The sequence below is a fragment of the Methylobacterium sp. 13MFTsu3.1M2 genome, assembly GCF_900112625.1.
Lineage (GTDB): Bacteria > Pseudomonadota > Alphaproteobacteria > Rhizobiales > Beijerinckiaceae > Methylobacterium.
Genome location: NZ_FOMM01000013.1, coordinates 197286 through 218068 on the forward strand (window position 1 = coordinate 197286; position 20783 = coordinate 218068).

The 20783-nt window shown below is 72.1% G+C and carries 19 protein-coding genes; 15 read left to right on the plus strand and 4 right to left on the minus strand.

The window, feature by feature from the left end; all coding sequences use genetic code 11:
* Positions 1-10: 10 nt before the first annotated feature.
* The 12 genes from BM314_RS14735 (at position 11) to BM314_RS14795 (ending at position 13784) form a co-directional block, all read left to right on the plus strand.
* Positions 11-880 carry an alpha/beta hydrolase gene (locus BM314_RS14735; RefSeq protein WP_091978628.1) on the plus strand — a complete coding sequence of 290 codons (870 nt, stop codon included), beginning with the start codon at positions 11-13 and terminating at the stop codon, positions 878-880.
* Complete coding sequence (locus BM314_RS14740; protein ID WP_091978630.1) at positions 877-3231, plus strand: xanthine dehydrogenase family protein molybdopterin-binding subunit; 2355 nt, start codon at positions 877-879, stop codon at positions 3229-3231. Before BM314_RS14735 ends, BM314_RS14740 begins: the two co-directional genes overlap by 4 nt.
* Positions 3228-4100 carry an FAD binding domain-containing protein gene (locus BM314_RS14745; RefSeq protein WP_091978632.1) on the plus strand — a complete coding sequence of 291 codons (873 nt, stop codon included), beginning with the start codon at positions 3228-3230 and terminating at the stop codon, positions 4098-4100. The genes BM314_RS14740 and BM314_RS14745 overlap by 4 nt, the downstream gene beginning before the upstream one ends.
* The gene (locus tag BM314_RS14750) at positions 4097-5296 is read left to right on the plus strand and encodes a xanthine dehydrogenase family Fe-S subunit (RefSeq protein WP_091978634.1); all 1200 of its coding nucleotides are present in this window, start codon (positions 4097-4099) and stop codon (positions 5294-5296) included. Before BM314_RS14745 ends, BM314_RS14750 begins: the two co-directional genes overlap by 4 nt.
* A 34-nt stretch (positions 5297-5330) precedes the next feature.
* Positions 5331-6479: an ABC transporter substrate-binding protein gene (locus BM314_RS14755; protein ID WP_091978636.1), complete on the plus strand. Its 1149-nt coding sequence runs from the start codon at positions 5331-5333 to the stop codon at positions 6477-6479.
* Between the two features lie 399 nt (positions 6480-6878).
* Positions 6879-7751, plus strand: a complete 873-nt coding sequence (locus tag BM314_RS14760) for a branched-chain amino acid ABC transporter permease (RefSeq protein ID WP_091978638.1) — start codon at positions 6879-6881, stop codon at positions 7749-7751.
* Positions 7748-8782, plus strand: a complete 1035-nt coding sequence (locus BM314_RS14765; protein ID WP_091978640.1) for a branched-chain amino acid ABC transporter permease — start codon at positions 7748-7750, stop codon at positions 8780-8782. Before BM314_RS14760 ends, BM314_RS14765 begins: the two co-directional genes overlap by 4 nt.
* Positions 8779-9597: an ABC transporter ATP-binding protein gene (locus BM314_RS14770; protein ID WP_056527063.1), complete on the plus strand. Its 819-nt coding sequence runs from the start codon at positions 8779-8781 to the stop codon at positions 9595-9597. Before BM314_RS14765 ends, BM314_RS14770 begins: the two co-directional genes overlap by 4 nt.
* Positions 9590-10294 carry an ABC transporter ATP-binding protein gene (locus tag BM314_RS14775; RefSeq protein WP_091978642.1) on the plus strand — a complete coding sequence of 235 codons (705 nt, stop codon included), beginning with the start codon at positions 9590-9592 and terminating at the stop codon, positions 10292-10294. Before BM314_RS14770 ends, BM314_RS14775 begins: the two co-directional genes overlap by 8 nt.
* Positions 10287-10685, plus strand: coding sequence for a Rieske (2Fe-2S) protein (locus BM314_RS14780; RefSeq protein WP_091978643.1), 399 nt, complete (start codon positions 10287-10289; stop codon positions 10683-10685). The genes BM314_RS14775 and BM314_RS14780 overlap by 8 nt, the downstream gene beginning before the upstream one ends.
* A 664-nt stretch (positions 10686-11349) precedes the next feature.
* Entirely contained in the window at positions 11350-11946 is a 597-nt protein-coding gene (locus tag BM314_RS14790; protein WP_091978647.1) for a response regulator, read from the plus strand.
* Complete coding sequence (locus BM314_RS14795) at positions 11943-13784, plus strand: ATP-binding response regulator (RefSeq protein WP_091978649.1); 1842 nt, start codon at positions 11943-11945, stop codon at positions 13782-13784. The genes BM314_RS14790 and BM314_RS14795 overlap by 4 nt, the downstream gene beginning before the upstream one ends.
* Before the next feature lie 81 nt (positions 13785-13865).
* Here the strand turns inward: BM314_RS14795 and BM314_RS14800 are convergent, their stop codons facing one another.
* Positions 13866-14309 carry a PACE efflux transporter gene (locus BM314_RS14800; protein ID WP_020094459.1) on the minus strand — a complete coding sequence of 148 codons (444 nt, stop codon included), beginning with the start codon at positions 14307-14309 and terminating at the stop codon, positions 13866-13868.
* Between the two features lie 89 nt (positions 14310-14398).
* Here BM314_RS14800 and BM314_RS14805 point away from each other — a divergent pair, with 89 nt between their 5' ends.
* Entirely contained in the window at positions 14399-15298 is a 900-nt protein-coding gene (locus tag BM314_RS14805; protein ID WP_091682430.1) for a LysR family transcriptional regulator, read from the plus strand.
* Between the two features lie 167 nt (positions 15299-15465).
* A complete protein-coding gene (locus BM314_RS14810; RefSeq protein WP_091978651.1) occupies positions 15466-16368 on the plus strand; it encodes a LysR family transcriptional regulator in 903 nt (300 codons plus the stop codon).
* 160 nt (positions 16369-16528) lie between these two features.
* Here BM314_RS14810 and BM314_RS14815 read toward each other — a convergent pair whose 3' ends face one another.
* From BM314_RS14815 to BM314_RS14825, 3 genes are all read right to left on the minus strand, one after another.
* A complete protein-coding gene (locus BM314_RS14815) occupies positions 16529-17221 on the minus strand; it encodes a helix-turn-helix domain-containing protein (RefSeq protein ID WP_091978653.1) in 693 nt (230 codons plus the stop codon).
* A gap of 156 nt (positions 17222-17377) precedes the next feature.
* Positions 17378-17716: an SPW repeat domain-containing protein gene (locus tag BM314_RS14820; RefSeq protein ID WP_091978655.1), complete on the minus strand. Its 339-nt coding sequence runs from the start codon at positions 17714-17716 to the stop codon at positions 17378-17380.
* A gap of 344 nt (positions 17717-18060) precedes the next feature.
* Positions 18061-19734, minus strand: a complete 1674-nt coding sequence (locus BM314_RS14825; protein ID WP_244539942.1) for a methyl-accepting chemotaxis protein — start codon at positions 19732-19734, stop codon at positions 18061-18063.
* 408 nt (positions 19735-20142) lie between these two features.
* Here BM314_RS14825 and BM314_RS14830 point away from each other — a divergent pair, with 408 nt between their 5' ends.
* The gene (locus BM314_RS14830; RefSeq protein ID WP_091978658.1) at positions 20143-20565 is read left to right on the plus strand and encodes a response regulator transcription factor; all 423 of its coding nucleotides are present in this window, start codon (positions 20143-20145) and stop codon (positions 20563-20565) included.
* The last annotated feature ends 218 nt before the right edge of the window (positions 20566-20783 follow it).

Consider the following 20783-nt stretch of genomic DNA (forward strand, 5'->3'; position numbering starts at 1 on the left):
GGGGGCGCCGGTGCCTGCCTTCCTCCTCGACGACCCGACACCGCCGGATCCGCGCCGCCGCTGGGCCAGCCTGGACTTCGCGGCGCGGGGCGCCTGCTACGACAACAATGCGGCCGTGCCCGACAGCGCCGCGCAGGTCGCGGCCCGCAACGCCGCCTCCGCGATCTACCGCGCGGCGCACCCGGCCGGGCTCGACATCCCCTATGCCGCGGGGGACCGCACGGCCTTCGACCTCTACCCGGCGGCGGAGACGGGGGCGCCCTGCCTCGTCTTCGTCCACGGCGGCTACTGGCAGCGCAACGCCCGGGCCGATTTCGCCTGCTTCGCGGAGGGGCTGAACGCCGCCGGCTGGTCGGTGGCGATGCCGGGCTACACCCTGGCGCCCGAGGCGCGCCTCGCCGGCATCGTCGCCGAGATCGGGGCCGCCCTCGACTGGCTCGCCGAACAGGGCGCAGCGCGCGGGGTCGGCGGACCGATCGTCCTCGCCGGCTGGTCCGCGGGGGCGCAGCTCGCCGCCCTCCATCTCGGGCATCCCGCCGTGACCGCGGCCCTGGCGATCTCCGGCGTCTACGACCTCGCGCCGATCCGCGAGACCTACCTGAACGAGAGGCTCGGCCTGACCGACACGGAGATCGAGACCTTGTCGCCGCTGCGGCTGGCGGTCACGCCAAAGCCCATGACGATCGCCTACGGCAGCCGGGAGCTGCCCGCCCTCGTCCGCGACGCGCGCAACCTCCACGCCCTGCGCAGCGCCGCCCACGCGCCGGGCGCCCTGCTGCCGGTGCCGGGCGCCGACCACTTCTCGATCCTCGACGGGTTCCGCCGGCCCGACGGCCTGCTGGTCCGCGCCGCGCAGGACCTTCTCGGAGGCATCCGATGAGCCACGAGGGCGTCGGGGCTCCGCTGCCCCGCAAGGAGGACGACCGCCTGATGCGCGGGCGCGGCCAGTATGTCGGCGACCTCCGGCTGCCAGGCCTGCAGGACGTCGCCTTCGTGCGCAGTCCGCTCGCCCATGCCCGGATCCGCGCCATTCACGTGCCGGAAGCCTACCGCGACCGCGTGTTCACCGCCGCCGACCTCGACGGGGTGCTGCCGATCCGGGCGGTCTCAGGGCTGCCGGGCTTCAAGGTCTCCGAGCAGCCGGTGCTCGCCACTGGCAAGGTCCGGCAGGTCGGTGAGCTGGTGGCGCTGTGCGTCGCGCCGACCCGCGCCGAGGCCGAGGACATCGCCGCCGCCGTCGTCCTCGACCTGGAGGAATTGCCCGCCATCCACGACATGCTGGCCGCGCGCGCGCCGGATTCCACCCTCGTCCACGAGCATTGGGGCGACAACGTCTTCCTCGAGACCCTGGTCGATGTCGGCATCGAGGGCGCCCTCGACGCGCCGATCAAGGTCAGCCGCACCATCTCGACGGGGCGCCAGTGCATGGCGCCGATCGAGGGCCGCGGCACCGTGGTGCAGCTCGATCACCGGCTCGACCAGCTCGTGGTCCACACCGCGAGCCAGATGCCCCACATCGTGCGCAACGGCCTCTCGGAATGTCTCGGCATCGAGCAGGGGCGCATCCGCATCGTGTCGCCGGATGTCGGCGGCGGGTTCGGCTACAAGGCGATCCTGCTTGCCGAGGACGTGGCGCTCGCGTGGCTCGCGCTCCGCTGCGGCCATCCGGTCCGCTGGCTGGAGGACCGGCGCGAGCACCTGACCGCCAACGCCAATTGCCGCGAGCACCATTACCGCATCACCGCCTACGCGGAGCGGGACGGGACCCTGCGCGGCATCGACTGCGAGGCCACCGTCGATTCCGGCGCCTACTCGGCCTACCCGTTCTCGGCCTGCCTGGAGGCCGCGCAGGTCGCCAGCATCCTGCCGGGGCCCTACGACTTCCCGGCCTATCGCTGCCGCACGTGGTCGGTGGCGACCAACAAGTGCCCGATCCTGCCCTACCGGGGGGTGGCGCGCACCGGAGTCTGCTTCGCCCTGGAACTGGTGCTCGACGCCGTCGCCCGCGCGGCGGGGGTCGCACCCGAGACCGTGCGCGAGAAGAACCTCGTGCGGCCCGAGCAGATGCCGTTCGAGAATATCACGAAGAAGCATTTCGACAGCGGCGACTACCCGGAGGCGCTGTCCCGGGCGCTGAAGGCCATCGACGTGGAGGCAATCCGCGCCCGCCAGCGTCAGGGTGAGCCGGACGGGCGCCGGATCGGCCTCGGCCTCGCGATCTACTGCGAGCAGGCCGCCCACGGCACCTCGGTCTATTCCGGCTGGGGGATCCCGATGGTGCCGGGCCACGAGCAGGCCAGCGCCCGCCTGACCCCGGACGGCGGCCTGGAACTGCGGATCGGCGCCCATTCCCATGGCCAGGGCCTGGAGACGACGCTGGCCCAGGTCGCCCACGAGATCCTGGGCGTGCCGGTGGCGCGCACCCGCCTCGTCCACGGCGACACCGCCATGACCCCCTACTCCACCGGCTCCTGGGGCTCCCGAGTCATGGTGATGGCCGGCGGCGCGGTCGCGGCGGCCTGCGAGGAACTGCGGGCCCGAGCCGTGCGGATCGGCGCCCACCTGCTCCAGGCGCGGCCCGAGGAATGCCGGTTCGAAGGTGGCCACGTCGTCGGCCCCACGGGCGATGTCCCGCTCGAGGCGATCGCCCGCACCTGGTACCGCCGCCCGCAGGACCTCGCGCCCGACACCGATCCCGGCGGGCTCGAGGTCACCGCCGGCTACAAGCCGGTGCGCGATTCCGGCACCTTCTCGTACGCGGCGCACGCGGCCGTGGTGGCGGTCGACCCCGACCTGGGGGCGGTGGAGATCCTCGACTACGTCATCGTCGAGGACGGCGGCACGCTGGTGAATCCCCTCGTGGTCGACGGCCAGATCTACGGCGGCCTCGCCCAGGGGATCGGCACGGCCCTGTTCGAGGAGATGCGCTTCGACGCCCGCGGCCAGCCGCTGGCCTCGACGTTGGCCGACTACCTCCTGCCCGGCGCCGCCGACGTGCCGATGGCGCGCATCGACCACATGGAGACGCCCTCGCCCTACACGCGCTTCGGCCAGAAGGGCATCGGCGAGGGCGGCGCCATCGCGCCGCCGGCGGCGCTCGCCAACGCCGTGAACGACGCCCTCGCGCCGCTGGGCGTCGAGCTGCTGCATTCGCCCCTCACCCCCCGGCGGATCGTGGAGGCGGTGCTCGCCGCCCGTGATCCCGCCGTGACCGCGCGGGAGGCCGCATGAAGCCCGCCGCCTTCGCCTGGGAGCGCCCCGACAGCCTGCCCGCGCTGCTGGCACGCCTCGCCGAAGCCCCCGCGGGCGTGAAGCTGATCGCGGGCGGCCAGTCCCTCGGGCCGATGCTGAACCTGCGCCTCGTCGAGCCCACCCTGATCCTCGACATCACCGGCATCCCCGAACTCCGGGACGCGCGGGTCGAGGGCGACACGCTCGTCCTCGGGGCCTGCGTGACCCACGCCGACGTCGAGGACGGGCGCGTCCCGGACCTCACCGGCGGCGCGCTGCGGCGGGTCGCCGCCGCGATCGCCTACCGGCCGGTCCGCAACCGCGGCACGATCGGCGGCAGCCTCGTCCACGCCGACCCGGCCGCCGACTGGGTCACCGCCCTGACGGCCCTCGGCGCCGAGGTCGAGATCGCGGGGCGGAGCGGCCGCCGCACCCTGCCGGTGGAGCGTTTCGTGACCGGCGCCCTCGAAGTGGCGCTCGGCGCGGACGAGATCCTGGTCGCGGTGCGTGTCCAGGCGCTGCCGGCGGGCGCGGCCTGGGGCTACGTCAAGCACTGCGCGAAGATCGGCGAGTTCGCCCACGCCATCGGGGCCGTGCGACTCGAGCCCGGCGCGGGCCGGGGCCGGGCCGTGATCGGCGCGGTCGAGGGGCCGCCCGTGCTCCTGGCCGATGCCCGCCCGCTCTTCGGCGGCCGCATCGGCGCCGACTTCGCCGCGCGCTTCGACCCCCGGGCCGCCGACCAGGCCCTGCGGGAGGCTGGCATGGCCGACGCGGTCGAGCGGCACATCCACGTCACCGTCCTGAGCCGCGCGGTGGCCGCGGCGGCCGCGCCCGATCCCCGCGCCAACACCCTTCCGGAGGCCGCATGAGCGCCGCGCTGGCCGAACCCGGGACGTCGCGCATGGCCCTGGCGCTGACGGTGAACGGCCGGGCCGTGCGGGTCGCGGCCGAGCCGCGCAGCCACCTCGGCGACGTGCTGCGCGACGGGCTCGACCTCACCGGCACGCATCTGGGCTGCGAGCACGGCGTCTGCGGCGCCTGCACGGTCCTGCTCGACGGCGAGCCGGCCCGCGCCTGCCTCACCTACGCGGGGGCCTGCGCGGGCGCCGCGGTCACGACGATCGAGGGCCTCGACGCGGACGCGATCGCGGGCGAGTTGCGGGCCGCCTTCAACCGCGAGCACGCGCTCCAGTGCGGCTACTGCACGCCCGGGATGCTGGTGGCCGCCCGCGACCTGGTCCTGCGGCTGCCCGAGGCCGACGAGCGGCGGATCCGCGTCGGCCTGTCGGGCAACCTGTGCCGCTGCACCGGCTATGCCGGCATCGTCCGGGCCGTGATGGCGGTGATCGCGGACCGGCGCGGGCGCGGCATCCCCCCGGAGACCGGTGCGGCGCGGCCGCTCGGCCCGGTCGGCGCCCGGATCGGCGACGCGGCTTTCGCGCCCCTGGAACCGCCGGCGGATCGGATCGCCCCGGCGGCGCCCGCGGCCGTCGCGGACCTGTCCGACGCATTCGCGCCGGCCCACGGCTTCACGCAGGTCCTCAACTTCGCCCACCCGCCCGAGGGCGTCTTCGCCCTGCTGGGCGATATCGCGACGGTCGCCGCCTGCCTGCCGGGCGCGGTGCTCACGGCGCCGCCCGCCTCCGACACGGTCGAGGGCGGCCTGCAGGTGCGGATCGGGCCGATCGCCGCGACGTTCCGCGGCCGCGCCCGCCTCGCGCGGGACGAGGCCGCCCGGACCGGCGCGGTCCACGGGGCCGGCACCGACGCGGGCGGCCGCTCGGCGACCGAGGGCCGGATCCGCTACCGGGTCGAAGCCGGGCCGACGCCCGGCACCGCCCGGGTCGAACTCGACGTCGGCTACACCCTGACCGGGCCGCTCGCGCAGTTCGGCCGGCCCGGCCTCGTGCGCGACCTCGCCGGCCGCATCGCCGCGGAGTTCACCCGCAACCTCGATGCCCGGCTCTCGGGCGTCGCGGCGCCGGCGCCCGCCGGCCTCAACCCGCTCCGCCTGCTCCTCGGCCTCGCCCGCGCGCGCCTCGCCGCGTGGTTCGGCCGCGCCTGATCCCATCCCGCCCCAACGCACCGGAGACACGCGAATGCTAGGCAGGTTCACCCTCACGACCGCGATCCTGCTGGCGCTGACGGCCACCGGCGCACGGGCGGAGGCGATCCGCATCGGCGTCAACGAGCCGCTGACCGGGCCGTTCGCGGCCTCGGGCACCTACGTGGTCAACGGCGCCAAGATCGCCGCCGACGAGATCAACGCCAAGGGCGGCGTCCTCGGGAAGAAGCTCGAACTCGTGATCGAGGACAACAAGAGCAACCCGACCGAGGCCGCCGCGGTCGCCGAGAAGCTGATCACCAGCGACAAGACCCCGGTCATGATGGGCGCCTGGGGCTCCAGCCTGACGCTCGCCGTCATGCCCAAGCTCGCGGATTACGAGACGCCGATGCTGGTCGAGACCTCCTCGTCCGGCAAGATCACGACCTCCGGCAATCCGTACGTCTTCCGGATCTCGCCGCCCTCGTCGCTCGAGGCCGAGACCTTCGCGCCCATGGTCGGCCGCCTCGGGCTGAAGAAGGTCGACTTCCTCGTCCTCAACAACGATTTCGGCCGCGGCGCCGCGACCGATTTCGGCAAGATGCTCAAGGACAAGGGCGTGACGGTCGGCCTCGTCGAGACCATGGACCAGGGCGCGCAGGACATGAGCGCCCAGCTCGCCAAGCTGAAGGCGTCGGATTCCGACACGATCATGATCACGAGCTCGGTCGATCAGCTCGTGCTGCTGTTCAAGCAGATGGCGGCGCTCGGCCTGAAGAAGCGGGTCATCACCACCGGGGGCTCCCAGAACCCGGACCAGATCATCGCCCAGGCCGGTGCCGCCGCCGACGGCACGATGCACCTCACGACCTTCCTGCCCTGGTCGCCCGACAGGACGCCGGACCCGAAGGCCACCGAGGCGTTCATCGCCGCGTGGAAGAAGCGCGGCTTCGACTTCGCCGGCGTCACCGAGAGTTTTCGCGGGTACGACGGCATCCGCGCGATCGCCCACGCCATCGAGAAGGCGGGCTCGGCCGATCCGGCCGCGATCACCAAGGCCTTCTGGTCGGTCGACTTCGTCGGGCTCAACGGGCCGATCCGCTTCGCCAAGGCCGGCCCCGCCGGGAAGGAGAGCGGGCAGAGCAAGCCCGACGTCTACCTGATCGAGATCAAGGACGGGACGGTGATCGTGCCGACGCTGTAGGGCTGCCGCGGCGTGCTCTCCTCCACCCTTCGGCAGGCTTTTGGATCCACGCATCAGGTCCGGGCATGCAGGTCCAGGATCGAGCGCGGGTCCCCTCTCCCGTGCGGGAGAGGGACAGGGTGAGGGATCAGGTCTCTCCGAGCGAGGCGCGCCTTACCGGCGCGTCGATGGCATGCCTCATCCGGAGGGTTCTCGTCCCTCACCCCAACCCTCTCCCGCTCGGGAGAGGGGGCCCGTCGCGCTCTGCAGCCCGCCGCGATGCCCGACGGAGATCTGTGAACCTCGTAAGCCTTGCGGGGGAGGGAGACGCACCGTGCCTGTTCCCGAAATGACAGCCCTCGTGTGCCCCCACGGGGTGAAGCGCCGGTCATCCGGCACGCGACCTGCCAGGAGAGGCCCATGGATGAACTGATCCAGCACCTCGTCAACGCGCTCATCCTCGGCGGCACCTACGCGTTGCTGGGGATCGGCCTGACGCTGATCTTCGGGATCATGAACGTCGTGAACTTCACCCACGGCGCGCTCTACACGGTGGGCGCCTACGTGATGTACCTCGCGGTCGCCGCGCTGGGACTGAACTTCTTCCTGGCGCTTCCTGTGGCGATCCTCGGCGGGCTCCTGCTCGGGGCCGCGATCGAGTTGCTGCTGCTGCGCCCGTTCCGAGGCTCGGACATCGACACCACCATGCTGGTGATGATCGGCGCCGGCATCGTCCTGCAATCGGGCACGCTCTGGACCTTCGGCGGCGTCGCCAAGGCGATCCCCGCGCCCTTTCCCGAGGCGCCGCTCCAGGTCGGCCCGGTCTCGGTGTCGTGGCTGCGGCTGTTCGTGCTCGGGGCGGCGCTGACCTTGATCGCCCTCACCTACGCGCTGATCAACCGGACCAAGCTCGGGCTCGCCATGCGCGCCGCGTTCCAGGATTCCGACACGGCGGCGCTGATGGGCGTCGACGTCCGCCGGATCTACACCGCGACCTTCGCCCTCGGCTCGTCGCTGGCGGCGGCGGCCGGCGCGCTCCTCGGTCCGGTCTACGTGGTGTTCCCGCAGATGGGCGGCCTCGCCGAGCTCAAGGCCTTCGCCATCGTCATCCTGGGCGGGCTCGGCAACGTCACCGGCGCGGCGATCGGCGGCTTCATCCTGGCGCTCGCCGAGGAGCTGGGCGCCGGCTACGTCTCCTCCGGCTACCGGGACGCGATGGGCTTCCTGATCATCATCGCGGTCCTGCTCTGCAGGCCGACCGGGTTGTTCGCCAAGGCGGAGCGCATCGGATGAACCGGCTCCTCCCCCTCGCCCTGCTCGCCGGCCTCGTCGCCCTGCCCCTGGGGCTCGGCGCCAACCCCTACCTCCTCAACGCGCTGATCGTGACCGGCATCCTGACGATCGGCGCCATGAGCCTGAACCTGCTCCTCGGCTTCACCGGGCAGCTCAGCCTCGGCCACATCGCGTTCTTCGGGATCGGCGCCTATGTCAGCGCGCTGACCAGCCTCGGCTTCGACGTGGATCTCGGCTTCGGCATCCGGGCGGTCCACGAGCCCTGGCCGGCGGTGGTCGGCCTCCTGCTGGCGACGGCGGCGGCGGGCGCTTGCGGCTACCTGATCGGGCGGCTCTCCTTCCGGGTGCGGGGCGCCTACTTCGTGATCGTGACGATCTCGTTCGCCGAGGTCGTGCGGCTCGTGGCGCTCAACTGGGTGGAGCTGACGCAGGGGCCGCTGGCGCTCACCAACATCCCCGCCATCACCCTCGGCCTGCCGGGCCTCGGGATGTGGACCCTCAAGACCAAGCTCCAGAACTACTACCTCGTGCTGGCCGTGGGGACGCTCTGCTACGCCGTGATCGCCCGCCTGGTCGGCGGGCGCTTCGGCCGGGCGATGCGGGGCCTCAAGGAGAACGAGCCGCTGGCGCTCTCGGTCGGCATCAACGCCACGCGCACGCTGACGGTGGCGGCGGTGATCTCGGCCGCCATGGCCGGCGCGGCCGGCAGCCTCTACGCCCATTACCTGCGGATCATCGATCCCGACGTGTTCCTGTTCGCCACCACGGTCACCATGGTCATCATGGTGGTGGCGGGCGGCAAGGGCACCCTGCTGGGCCCGGTCGTCGGCGGCCTGATCTTCGGCCTGCTGCCGGTGGCGCTCCGCCCGGTCATGGCGCCGGAGGCGCAGTGGATCGTCTACGGCCTCGTGCTGATCGTGATCCTGTTCGTGATGCCGCGGGGCATCGTGCCGGGACTGGCGGCGCTGCTGGGCCGCCGGCCGGCCCCGGCCGCGCCCGTCCTCAAGGCCAACCCGGCGGTGCAGCGATGAGCGCGATCCTCTCCGTCGAGCATGTCGGCGTCCGCTTCGGGGGCCTCGTCGCCATCGCCGACCTGCATTTCGACGTCCGGGCCGGCGAGATCGTCAGCCTGATCGGCCCGAACGGGGCCGGCAAGACGACGGCCTTCAACGTGATGACGGGCTTCCTCAAGCCCAGCCAGGGCGCGGTCCGCTTCCGCGGCACGTCCCTGAAGGGCCTGCCGCCGCACGCGATCACGCGGCTCGGCCTCGCCCGCACCTTCCAGCGCACCAGCGTCTTCCCGGACGACACGGTGTTCGACAACGTGATGATCGGCCTGCACCAGATGGGCGCCGCGGCGGGACGCGCGCCCGTTCTGGACGCGCTCCTCGGCCGCGCGGGGGCCGGCGAGAGGCAGCTGCGCGCCCGGGCCGCGGCGCTCCTCGACTGGGTCGGGCTCGCCGGACGGGCGCAGGAGAAGGCCGGCGCCCTCGCCTACGGGGAGCAGCGCCTCGTCGGCGTGGCGCTGGCGCTCGCCACCGAGCCCGCCATGCTGCTCCTCGACGAGCCGGTCTCGGGGATGAACGCCTCCGAGACGCGGGTCTTCGTGCGCCTGATCCGGCAAATCCGGGAGCGCGGCGTCACCATCCTGCTCGTCGAGCACGACATGCCGATGGTGATGGAGGTCTCCGACCGCATCGTCGTCCTCAACTACGGGCGCCTGATCGCCGAGGGGCCGCCGGACCGGATCCGCAGCGACCCGGCGGTGATCGAGGCCTATCTCGGCCAGGGTAGCGCCGCCCGGCAGGCCGCCGCGGCTGCCGCGCAGGAGGCGGTCCATGCTTGAGATCCGCGACCTCGTCTGCGGCTACGGCCACGTCACGGCTCTGAAGGGGCTCACGATCGACGTGCGCGAGGGCCAGCTCGTCGCCCTCGTCGGCGCCAACGGCGCCGGCAAGTCCACGACGCTCCGGGCGATCTCCGGCCTCGTCCCGCCGCGCTCTGGCGCGATCCGGTTCGCCGGCCGGGACATCGCGGGGGCGGAGCCCCCCCGGATTTTGGCGGCGGGCATCGCCCATTGCCCGGAGGGCCGGCGCGTCTTCCCGCAGATGACGGTCGCCGAGAACCTCGCCATGGGCGCCTACCTGCGCCGCGACCGGGCGGCGGTCGCGGCGGACTTGGCGCGCATCTACGGGGAGTTCCCGCGCCTCGCGGAGCGCCGCGACCAGGCGGCCGGCACGCTGTCGGGCGGCGAGCAGCAGATGCTGGCGATCGGCCGCGCGCTGATGGGGCGCCCGAAGCTCGTGCTGTTCGACGAGCCGTCCCTGGGGCTCGCCCCCAACATCGTCGAGCGGATGTTCGCGGTGATCGGCACGATCCGCGACGCCGGCACGACCGTGCTCCTCGTCGAGCAGAACGCCTTCGCGGCCCTCGAACTCTGCGACTACGCCTACCTCCTCGAGACCGGCCGCATCGTCCTCGAGGGGCGCGGGCAGGACCTCATCGCCGATCCCCACGTTCGGGACGCCTATCTCGGTGGCTGAGCGGGATCTGCCGGGGCGGATCCGCCTCGGCCCGGTCGACCTTCTCGGCGACCGGGACCTGCTCCCCGTCACCGCGGGCGGCCGCCGCCTGCTCCTCGTCCGGGACGGCGCGCGGATCGTGGTCGCCGAGCGCGCCTGCCCGCACGAGGGGGCCGATCTCGCCCTCGGACGCTGCGTCGCGGGCCGGCTGCACTGCCCCCGGCATCAGGCGTCGTTCGACCTCCGGGACGGTGCCGTCTCGCCGGGCTGGTCGTTCCGGGCCCTGCGCCTGTCCGCGATCGAGGCGGCGCCGGACGGGCTCTGGCTCAGGACCGGATCCGGCCTTCTCGCGCCGGACACCGCGCCGCCGGGCGGCCGCGGATTCCCGGCCGGCCCGGAGATCCGACGGTAGAGCGACCGAGATCAGCCGATCCGTCTCGCTCTACGGCAGCGAGGTCGGGATCGCGGCGCTCACCGCCTGTCTCGTGCGGACGAACGGCCCGCACGCGCGCCTGCTCGCGCGGGGACGCATCGCGAGGACGGTCGCGGGTCCCTCCGGCCGCTGAGGATCGGCGCTGATCGCCCGTCCGAAGGTGTCGGCCCAGGACAGCCTCGTCACGTTGTCCGGGGTCGGAGCGGGCGGAGCTTCCCGGTCGGCCGCCCGGCCGCGCTTGCGGGCCGCGGCACCGATCCACCGCACGATCAGGGGACCCTTCGCGTCGAACGTCGGATCGGACGCGGTCCGGCCGATGCCTCGTCTCTGACGGCGATGAACCATGGAATTCCCTCGAATCGACTTGGGAGGGCCGCGCGCGCGGTCCGACGGACGTCACCGCCCGCGATCACCGGACCGTCGCCGCGACGGCAGCGGTGTGAAGCGCGGGCCGCGCGGGATGGCGGGCGCCCTCGCCCAGCATCCGATCCCGTCCGCGTGGTCTCCAGCTGCATGTCCGGGCGCGCGCGATCGAGTTCCTCGACCCGTGGCTTAGCCGATCGGGATGGCTTCGTGGACCAGTCCACATGGACTGGTCCATGACCCGTGACGGCGCCTGTGCGGTTGCTTAGACAGGATTCGCATGGCGCAGGAAGCAATCCTCATCATCGATGACCACGCGCTGTTCCGGTCCGGCATCGTCTCGATGCTGTCGACGGCGTTCGATGAGATCCCGGTTCTCGACAGCCCATCGCTGCACGAGGCGCTCGCCATCGTGGCCGTCGTCCCGACGATCGTCCTCCTCGACATCCAGTTGCCGGGCATCGGCGGGCTCGAGGGGATGGGCCTGCTCCAGCAACGCTGGCCGGCCGCCCGGATCGTCGTCGTGTCCGGCCTGGATCTGCACGATACCGTCAGCACGGCTCTGGCGCAGGGCGCCTGCGCGTTCCTGTCCAAGACCGACCGCCCCGAGCGGATGATGACGGTCCTGCGCGAGATGCTCGCCCGGTCTTCCGCGGTCCCGCGGGTCGGGGGCGCCCTCTGCCCGACGCTCACGCCGCGGCAGGCCGAGGTGCTGACCCTCGTCGGCCGCGGATTGTCCAACAAGATGATCGGACGCAATCTCGGTCTGTCGGAACACACGGTCCGCGGCCACGTGCAGGGTCTGCTGTCGGTCCTGGGGGTGACCCGGCGCGCCGAGGCGGTGTTCAAGGCGCAGCAGTTCGGCCTGATCCGATGAGCCCGTCGCAGGAGGAGCGGATCGCGGCCGAGCAGCTGCGCCTCGTCCTGGACGGCGTCACGCAGTCGGTCGCCGTCGGTTTCCTCGTCTCGACGCTCATGCTGGCCGTGCTGTGGAGCCTGGTGCCCCACGCCGTCCTGCTGAGCTGGTACGGCGCGTTCCTCGTCGAGCGGTTCGGGGCGGCCGCCTACGCGCGTCGTGTCCGCGCCGCGATCGGCGAGCCCGACCGCGCCCGCCGGGTCGAGCGGGTCATCTTCCTGAGCAAGATCGTCGAGGGCGCGATCCTGGGATCGCTGATCTGGATCGCGCTGCCGCTCCAGGTCCCGGCGGTGAGCATCCTGACCATGTCGCTGCTGGGCGCGACCTGCAGCAACGGCGTCTCGCTCCTGGCGCCGCGGCGGCACCTCTACCTCGCCCTCGTCGTGCCCGTCGCCGTCCTGGCCGCGGGAACCCTCTGGTCGCTCGGCGGCGCGCCCTACCGCGCCCTGGCAATCTGCTCGATCCTCTTCGTGGTCGGGCAGTACGGTCAGGTCGTGCTCGCCAGCCGCCGCGTGCGGGAATCGATCGAGCTCCGCTTCGAGAACGCGGCCCTCGTGGAGCAGCTGCGCGCGGAGACCGCCGCGGCGCACCGGGCCCGCCGCGACGCCGAGCACGCCAACACCGCGAAGTCGCAGTTCCTCGCGGCGGCCAGCCACGACCTGCGCCAGCCGGTCCACGCCCTGGGCCTCTTCCTCCAGGCGCTGAGCCAGACGGATCTCGCCGCGCCGCAGCGGCGGATCCTGCAGAACGCCCAGACCGCGAACGTCGCGTCGACCGACATGCTCAACACGCTTCTGGACTTCTCGCGCCTGGAGGCCGGAGTCATCACGCCGCGGCCCCGCGCCTTCGAGCTCCAGCCTCTCCTCGACAAGATCGAGAACGAGCTGGCGCCGCTGGCCGACGCCAAGCGCCTGATCTATCGGACGCCCCAGACGGACCTGGCGATCGTCTCGGACCCGGCCCTGCTGGAGCTGGTCCTGCGCAATCTCGTCCTCAACGCCATCCGGTACACCGAGCGCGGCGGCGTCCTCATCGGCTGCCGGCGCCGGCGCGCGGGCGTGTCGATCGAAGTCTACGACACCGGGATCGGCATCCCGGTCGACAAGCGCGAGGACATCTTCCGGGAGTTCTACCAGCTCGGGAATCCGGAGCGCGATCGTCACAAGGGTCTGGGGCTGGGACTCGCGATCGCGCGCGGGATCGCCGCCTCGCTCGATCACCCGCTCTCCCTCTCGTCGAAGGTGGGGAGCGGCAGCGTCTTCCGCATCCTCGTCCCCCGGACGCTCGATGCCGGGCGGGACGCCAGGCTCGACGACGCGCCCGCGGCCGCCAGCGCGGAGAGCGGCCGCCTGGTCGGCGCCCGCATCCTGATCGTCGACGACGATGCCATCGTCCGCGACGCGATGGTGGCGCTCCTCTCCGGCTGGGGTTGCCTGTGCTGGGCCTTCGAGGACCCGACTGACGTCACCGAACGGCCGCCGCAGGGGCCGCCGCCGGACGCGCTGATCTGCGACTACCGCCTGCGCAGGGGCCAGACCGGCGCCGAAGCCATCGCGACGCTGCGGCAGCATTGGGGACGGCCGATCCCGGCGATCCTCATCACCGGCGACACCGCGCCCGTCCGCATGCGGGAGGCCTTGGACAGCGGGGTCCCTCTGATTCACAAGCCGGTCCGGCCCGACCTTCTCCAGAAGGCGCTCGCCGCGCTGATCCCGCCGGGCCGGCCACCCGTCGGTCCCTTGGGCGCGGAGGTTCGGCGCGGGCCGGAGACGACGGATCTCGTCCGCGCGGAGGGATAGCGGGCGCCTCACGCGGCGCCGCGGACCCTCGAACGCCCGCCGCGCCGCCGTCGCGGTCTCGCCGCGCGGCTAGCGCGAGCGTCAGCGGGACGGCTCGGCGGCAGCCTCGGTCCAGCTCGGGAGCGGGAAGGTTCGATCGTAGGCGAGATTGAACACGAAGGCGTAGGCCACGTAGAAGGCCGCGATCGCCAGATCCATGAAGAAGGCCTCCACGAGGCCGATGCCGAGATACCACGCGATCGGCGGCAGCAGGATCAGGAGCAGCCCCGCCTCGAACAGCACCGCGTGGGCGACCCGCAGGACGAGGCTCTTGCGCGTGTGCCCGGCGAGCCGCTGCATCGTCCGGTCGAAGCCGAGATTGTAGACGTAGTTCCAGCTCGTCGCGACGAGGGCGCTGCCGATTCCGATCACGCCCATGTCGGCGGCGTGCAGGCCGAAGGCCGCGGTCCCGAGCGGGACGATGAGGAGCAGCCCGATCACCTCGAACAGGATGGCGTGGCGAATGCGGTCGCGGGTGGTGCGCATAGTCTCGCTCTCGAGAGGCGGATTGGTCGGCCGCTCTCTATCTGCGATAAGGCGATCCACAAGTTAGGAAGTATCGGATAAACAGATAGATGGCGGTCTCGCTCGACCAGCTCCAGGCTTTCGTGGCGGCGGCCGAGGCCGGGTCGTTCTCGGGCGCGGCGCGGGTGCTGCGGAAGGCGCAGTCGGCCGTCAGCACGCAGGTGGCCAACCTCGAGACGGATCTGGGGCTGGCGCTGTTCAGCCGCGCGGGCCGGAACCCGGTGCTGACCCCGGCGGGCGAGCGGCTGCTGCTGGAGGCGCGCGTGGTGCTCGACCGGCGGGAGCACCTGATCGGTGTGGCGAGTAGCCTGGAGCAGGGCGTCGAGAACCGGCTGGTGGTCGCCATCGACGAGCTCTACCCCGAGCACGCCCTCGGCGCCCTCTTCGCCAGCTTCGCCCAGCGCTTCCCCTTCGTGGAGCTCGAGCTGCTCTTCCCGCTGATGGAGGATGTCAGCCGCATGGTCCGGTCGGGCGCCGCCGACCTGGGCGTGATGTGGCGCCAGGAGGGGCTCCCGACGGAGCTCGGGTTCCGGACCATCGGCTGGGTGCCGCTCAAGCTGGTCTGCGGCCGCGATCACCCGCTCGCGAAGGAGCGGGTGGCGTGGGAGGAGCTGAAGCGCCACCGCCAGATCCTCGTGGCCGCCCGCGGCGACGGGGCGGAGAAGCGCCGTCTGCGGGTTGCCGCCGAGGTGTGGTGGGTGGAGAGCCACTGGGTCATCCTGGAGATGGTGAAGCACGGGATCGGCTGGGCCTTCGTCACCGACCACGTCATCGCCGCGTCCCTCACGGCGCCGTACCTCGTGACGCCCGACCTCCAGTTCGATGAGGGCGACTGGCCGATCGCCCTGGAACTGGTCTGGCACAAGCAGCGGCCCTGCGGCCCCGCCGCGGCCTGGCTCCGCGAGCGTTTCGCCGCGGAGCGCGTCGGGATCCACCCGGGCGGGACCTGAGCGCGGTGCGGGACGGACGCCTGCCGGGCCCCGCCTCGGCGACACGCCGCTGTCGACGGTCCTGACGGGCCGGCGAGATCCCGGCCGTCGAGGACGTCCACCCCGCGAGTCTAGACGCAAAAGACCTTCCGTGCTTCTATCCATTCGAAATTCCTATGGGTCGGCCCATGGAACTCCGGCATCTTCGCTACTTCGCCGCGGTGGCGGAGCATCTCAGCTTCACCGCCGCCGCCCAGAGCCTGGGCGTGTCGCAGCCGCCGCTGAGCCAGCAGATCCGCGATCTCGAGGTGGAGATCGGCGTCAACCTGTTCGAGCGCTCGAGCCGGCGCGTCGTCCTGACCGCGGCGGGCGAGGATTTCCTCGGGAACGCGCGGGCGGTCCTCGCGCAGGTCGCCGATGCCGTCGACCGGGCGCGGACGATCGGCACCGGAACGGCCGGCATCCTCAACATCGGCATGACGAGTTCCGTCCTCGCGGGGCCGGCCGGTTGCCTGATCCGGGCCTTCGAGCAGCGCTTCCGGGCGGTGGACGTGCGCATCCACGAGATGGCGCCGGCCGACCAGATAGCGGCCCTCAAGGCGAACCGGACGGATCTCAGCTTCCTCCGCAGCCCCCCCGAGGATCTGGATCTCGTCGCCCACCTGGCGTGGCCCGAGCGGCTCTGCGTGGCCGTGCCGCGCGAGCACACCCTCGCCGCCGGTCGCAGTGTCGCGATCGACGTCTTCCGCAGCGAGCCGCTGATCTCGCTCGGCCTCGAGAGCTCGCGCTTCGCGGCGGATATCTACCAAGCCTGCATCGCGCGCGGGTTCACGCCGAGCATCTCGCAGCAGGTCCGCGAGGCCTCGTCGCTGATCAACCTGGTCGCGGCGGGCTTCGGTCTCGCCATCATCCCGGAATTCGTCGGCCGGCCGAGACATCCGGACGTCGTCGTCCTGCCGATCAAGCCGCCCTTCCTGTCGGCGGACGTCTACGCGCTGCATCATCAGCGCCGAAACCCGGTGATCGACAACTTTCTCGGGCTGATCCGCGAGGAGGCCCCGGGCTTGATCGCGCGCTTCCAGAGGCGGTGACGCCCTTCGTCTCCGCACCCGCTCGCCGGCGCCGTCCGCGACCGTCTCCGAGGCAGCGTCCTGCGCGCAGGCGCCACCCCGAAGCCACCCCGAAAGCCAACGCGAAACCACGCGACAGCCCGCAGCGGCGTTCCCGGTGGCGTCCCCGGCGGCGCCTGTCTCAATCCTCGACGAGCCGGCGCAGCCGGGTCCGATGCAGGCACACCTGTCGGCCGCCGTCGCGTCGCAACACCCCGTCCTCCTCCAGCTGCGAGAGGGTGCGCGATACGGTCTCGATGGTCAGGCCGAGGTAGTCGGCGATGTCGCGGCGGGTCATCGGCAGCGCGAAGGTGCCGGCGGCGCCGAGGCGGTCATCGACCTCCAGCAGGAAGGCGGCGACCCGCTCCTGGGCCGAGCGCCGTCCGAGCAGGAGCGCCAGGTCCTGGGCGTGTCGCAGGTCGCTCGTGGCCATGCTCCAGAGTCGGCAGGCGACCTCGGCCCGCCCGGTCGCGGCGCGCTCGACCTGTCGTCGCTTGAAGATCAGCACCTTGGTGCTGGTGAGGGCCTCGGCGGTCTGGCGATTGATCTCGCCCTGCCCGAGCCCGAACAGGTCGCCGGGCAGGTGGAAGCCCGTGATCTGGCGGCGCCCGTCGCTCAGGACCCTGTGGGTGCGCACCGCGCCGCTGAGGACCTTGTAGACGAACTCGGCCTCCTCGCCCTCTCCGTAGATCTCCTCCTCGCGGGCGTAGGAGAACGGTGTCCCGACGACGTCGGGGCATCCCGCGAACAGGGTGCTCCCCTCGATCTCCGGGACGGGAGCGGGACGGGCTGCGGGCCCCTCCGGTGCTGTCCGTGCCGTGAACTCGGTGCTCATCGCTGCGCTCCTCGCCTGCGTCGGTCGGGACGAGATTGGCAGCGGGCGGGAGGCGGAGAAATTCCGGTCGGAGCCTTAAGGCGCGCCCCTTAAGGGCAATCCCGTAGTCGCGGGTGCCGGCCGAATGCCCGCGGCCGCGGCGGCGACGGGCGCGCCTCAGACGGAGCGCGCCTGGGGCGACACGAAGAGCCGCCACAGCGCGTACGCGGCCAGGGCGGCCACGGCGAGCCCGGTCAGGCCGTGCACCCACACGGGTGCCGTCGCGTCGGCGAAGCCGAGAACCCAGGGCGCCATGGCCGCCCAGAACCCGAGGGCGACGTTGAGGTATTCCTCCCAGGCGCAGGTCACGCCGAGGGCCAGGAGTGCGACCACGGTGATGGCGCCCCCGGTCACGAAGGCGTTGCGCGCGGCGGCCGTCTCGTAGCCCAGATTCAAGTACCAAGGTGCGAGGAGGAGCGCGACGCCCAGGAGCATGTTGAGCGCGTTCGGGACCATATCCGCCGTTCGGTTCTCGATCGTTCTCACCGGATTCCCCGCGCGGGCTGACGGCATCGGCGGCCCGATGTCCGGGCACCCGAGCCCTGAGCGACAGACGACCTGCCATCTTTCACGGCCCGAGCATCCGGTATCCGTGCGGCCGGTCATTGATCTGGCTCAAGTCGATCGCGACCTTGCCCGCGTGTCAGGATCCGGCAAGCTTGGCGCGCCGCGGATTTGCTGCGCGCTGTGGGTGGCAGACTCGATTCTCGAGATTGTCGTCGCCGACGGGACGCGCGCGTCGGCGAGATCCGCGTCCTCCCGTCGGACCGGGCGGACGCGGATCTCGGGCGTGGCCACCCTCAGGCGGCGCGGACGGTGGCGAGGAAGCGGGCGACCTCGGCGCCGAGATGCTCGGATTGCCGCGACAGCTCCGAGGCCGCCGACAGGACCTGCGAGGCCGCAGCCCCCGTCTCCTCCGACGCCTGCGCCACGCCGGCGATGTTGCCCGTCACTTCGTTCGTCCCCGCCGAGGCCTGGGCCACGTTGCGCACGATCTCCTGTGTCGCCGCCCCCTGCTCCTCGACGGCCGCCGCGATCGAAGTCGCCACGCTGTCGATCTCCCGGATCCGGCCCGTGATCCCGCCGATCGCCGTCACCGCCTGCGCGGTCACCCCCTGGACCTCGCCGATCTGGCGCGCGATCTCCTCGGTCGCCTTGGCGGTCTGCTCGGCCAGCGCCTTCACCTCGGAGGCCACCACCGCGAAGCCCCGCCCGGCCGCGCCGGCGCGGGCCGCCTCGATCGTGGCGTTCAACGCCAGCAGGTTGGTCTGGCCGGCGATGCCGGAGATCATCCCGACCATGTCGCCGATCCGCGCGGCGTTCTGGCTGAGCGCCTGGACGAGGTGGGCGGTCTGGTCGGCTTCGCCCACCGCGGCCTGGGCAAGGTGGGCCGAGCCGGTCACCTGCCGGCCGATCTCCTGCACGGAGGAGCCGAGTTCCTCGGCCGCGGCCGCGACCGTGTTGACGTTGGTGGACGCCTCCTCGGCGGCCGCGGCCACGGTGGTCGACTGGGATGCGGTCTCCTGGGCGGTGGCGGTCATCTGCTGGGCGGTGGCCTGGAGCTCGGTGGCCGAGGACGAGACCAGGCCGACGATGCCGCCGACGGCGCGCTCGAAGCCGTCGGCGAGCTCGACCATGGTGCGCTTCCGCTCGGCGGCGGCGGCCGCGTCGGCGCGGCGCCGGACCTCGGCCTCCTCGGCGGCCTTGCGGGCGACCATGGTCTTGATGCCCTCGACGGCCTGGCCGACGGCACCGATCTCGTCGCCGCGGGTGGCCTCGCGGATCTCGGCGTCGACCGCGCCCTTGGCCATCCGCTGCAGGACGCCCACGAGGCTGCCCAGCGGCCGGGTGACCTGGACCACGATCACGTACACGCCGTAGGCGATGCTGAGCGCGGCGAGCGCGAGCGCGGCCAGGAGCGCGAGGCGCGACCAGCCGGCAATCGTCTCCGAGCGCCGGAACTCCGCCTCGGCTTCCCGGACCTGCAACGCGGTCAGCTTGCTCAGCGTGGCGTTGGTGGCCTGCATGCTCTTCAGCAGGTCCGTGTGGGTGGCCTCGAAATCCGAGGCCGCGCCGGCGGCGACGCGCTTGAGGATCTCGGCCGCGATCGCGTCGTTCCGATCGACGCGCAGCTGCAGGTCCTTGGCGAGGACGTCCTCTTCCGGAGTCAGGTAGGTCGCCAGATAGGCCGACCACTCCTTGTGGAGCTTCGACAGATCGCGCTCGATCTTGTCCTTGGCCTCTGCCGGCTCGATCTGCTTGCCGCGCAGCTGGCGCGAGGCGTCGAGCAGGTCATCGTAGGCGTCGCGGATGATGCTGAACTGCCGGAGACAGACGACGCGATCGTCGAAGACGGTCTTCAGGCTCTGATGGCTCCAGTGGAGCGAGAGATTTCCGAGCGCCGCCGTGGCGAGCAGCACCAAGCCGAGTCCGCCGAGCAGCGAGACGAGTCGCAGTTTGATGGTCATTTTCATGAGGCGGATGTCCAGGCGACGGAACCCAGGGCTGCGAACGCGTCAGCCAGGCTGAGCAGTCATGATCGGGTTGCGTAAAATATACGCAAACTGATTAAGATTTATTCTGAGGAGTTTCCCGTTACGGGGTCTGTCATTCGGTCTCCGGCTCGCGATATCGTGCGTGCAAAGGCGGTTATTCAACTTCAAGATGAGGAATCGGAGCCGAATCAATCGGAAAGGGCCTCTGGTGCGGACCGGAGCGTCACCGCTCGACGTGGCCGATCGCCGCACAGCGGGCGGCACGCGCAGGGCGGGATCGACCGGTTAGGAACGTCGCCGGTCTCGGGATGGCGGCAGTACGGGCGCGGCCCCGGTCTTGAGGCAGGTCAAGGTCGGCCGCCGCGGACCGCCCCTAAGCTCGGCACCATGACCTCACTGGACGCCACGCTCCCGGCGAACGCCACGCTGTCCGCCGCGTCGAGCCTCATCTACGTCGTGGACGATGACCCGGCCATCCTGCACTCGACCCGCTTCCTCTTGGAGAGCGAGGGCCACCGGGTGGAGACCTTCGCCGACGGACGCGCGCTGCTGGCCGCCTTCCCCGGCCCGCACCCGACCTTCGTCCTGCTGGACCACGTCATGCCGGGGATGGACGGGCTCGCGGTGTGGGGCCGGCTGCGGGACCTCGCTGCCGGCGTGCCCGTGATCCTGATCACCGGCCACCCCGATCCGGGCATCCGGAGCCGCGCCCGCGCCGCCGGCATACCCCTGGTCGAGAAGCCGCTGGCGTTCGACGCCCTGATGGGCATGCTCGCCGCCGGCCCGATTTCCGCCAGCCGCACCCGTTAGGGTCCGCGGTGCCCGCCCGGGACGCCCGACCGTCGGCCCGCCGACGCGGCGGCGCGTGAGGTCGTCGACCCGGCACGGGCAGGCTCCGCCGGATCGACGAAAGGCCGGTGGCGATCCGCCCGACGGCGCTCCGATACTCAGATCAATGATCGCACCATCTAAACGCGCAACCTATCAATCAAGCCGAACAAGATATTGGACCAACGGTCGGCCGTGCG

Excerpts from the sequence above, each read along its gene's own strand:
- BM314_RS14740 (WP_091978630.1), top strand. The coding sequence starts at position 877 with ATGAGCCACGAGGGCGTCGGGGCTCCGCTGCCCCGCAAGGAGGACGAC.
- BM314_RS14745 (WP_091978632.1), top strand. The coding sequence starts at position 3,228 with ATGAAGCCCGCCGCCTTCGCCTGGGAGCGCCCCGACAGCCTGCCCGCG.
- BM314_RS14750 (WP_091978634.1), top strand. The coding sequence starts at position 4,097 with ATGAGCGCCGCGCTGGCCGAACCCGGGACGTCGCGCATGGCCCTGGCG.
- BM314_RS14755 (WP_091978636.1), top strand. The coding sequence starts at position 5,331 with ATGCTAGGCAGGTTCACCCTCACGACCGCGATCCTGCTGGCGCTGACG.
- BM314_RS14760 (WP_091978638.1), top strand. The coding sequence starts at position 6,879 with ATGGATGAACTGATCCAGCACCTCGTCAACGCGCTCATCCTCGGCGGC.
- BM314_RS14765 (WP_091978640.1), top strand. The coding sequence starts at position 7,748 with ATGAACCGGCTCCTCCCCCTCGCCCTGCTCGCCGGCCTCGTCGCCCTG.
- BM314_RS14770 (WP_056527063.1), top strand. The coding sequence starts at position 8,779 with ATGAGCGCGATCCTCTCCGTCGAGCATGTCGGCGTCCGCTTCGGGGGC.
- BM314_RS14775 (WP_091978642.1), top strand. The coding sequence starts at position 9,590 with ATGCTTGAGATCCGCGACCTCGTCTGCGGCTACGGCCACGTCACGGCT.
- BM314_RS14790 (WP_091978647.1), top strand. The coding sequence starts at position 11,350 with ATGGCGCAGGAAGCAATCCTCATCATCGATGACCACGCGCTGTTCCGG.
- BM314_RS14795 (WP_091978649.1), top strand. The coding sequence starts at position 11,943 with ATGAGCCCGTCGCAGGAGGAGCGGATCGCGGCCGAGCAGCTGCGCCTC.
- BM314_RS14800 (WP_020094459.1), bottom strand. The coding sequence starts at position 14,309 with ATGCGCACCACCCGCGACCGCATTCGCCACGCCATCCTGTTCGAGGTG.
- BM314_RS14805 (WP_091682430.1), top strand. The coding sequence starts at position 14,399 with ATGGCGGTCTCGCTCGACCAGCTCCAGGCTTTCGTGGCGGCGGCCGAG.
- BM314_RS14810 (WP_091978651.1), top strand. The coding sequence starts at position 15,466 with ATGGAACTCCGGCATCTTCGCTACTTCGCCGCGGTGGCGGAGCATCTC.
- BM314_RS14815 (WP_091978653.1), bottom strand. The coding sequence starts at position 17,221 with ATGAGCACCGAGTTCACGGCACGGACAGCACCGGAGGGGCCCGCAGCC.
- BM314_RS14820 (WP_091978655.1), bottom strand. The coding sequence starts at position 17,716 with ATGGTCCCGAACGCGCTCAACATGCTCCTGGGCGTCGCGCTCCTCCTC.
- BM314_RS14825 (WP_244539942.1), bottom strand. The coding sequence starts at position 19,734 with ATGAAAATGACCATCAAACTGCGACTCGTCTCGCTGCTCGGCGGACTC.
- BM314_RS14830 (WP_091978658.1), top strand. The coding sequence starts at position 20,143 with ATGACCTCACTGGACGCCACGCTCCCGGCGAACGCCACGCTGTCCGCC.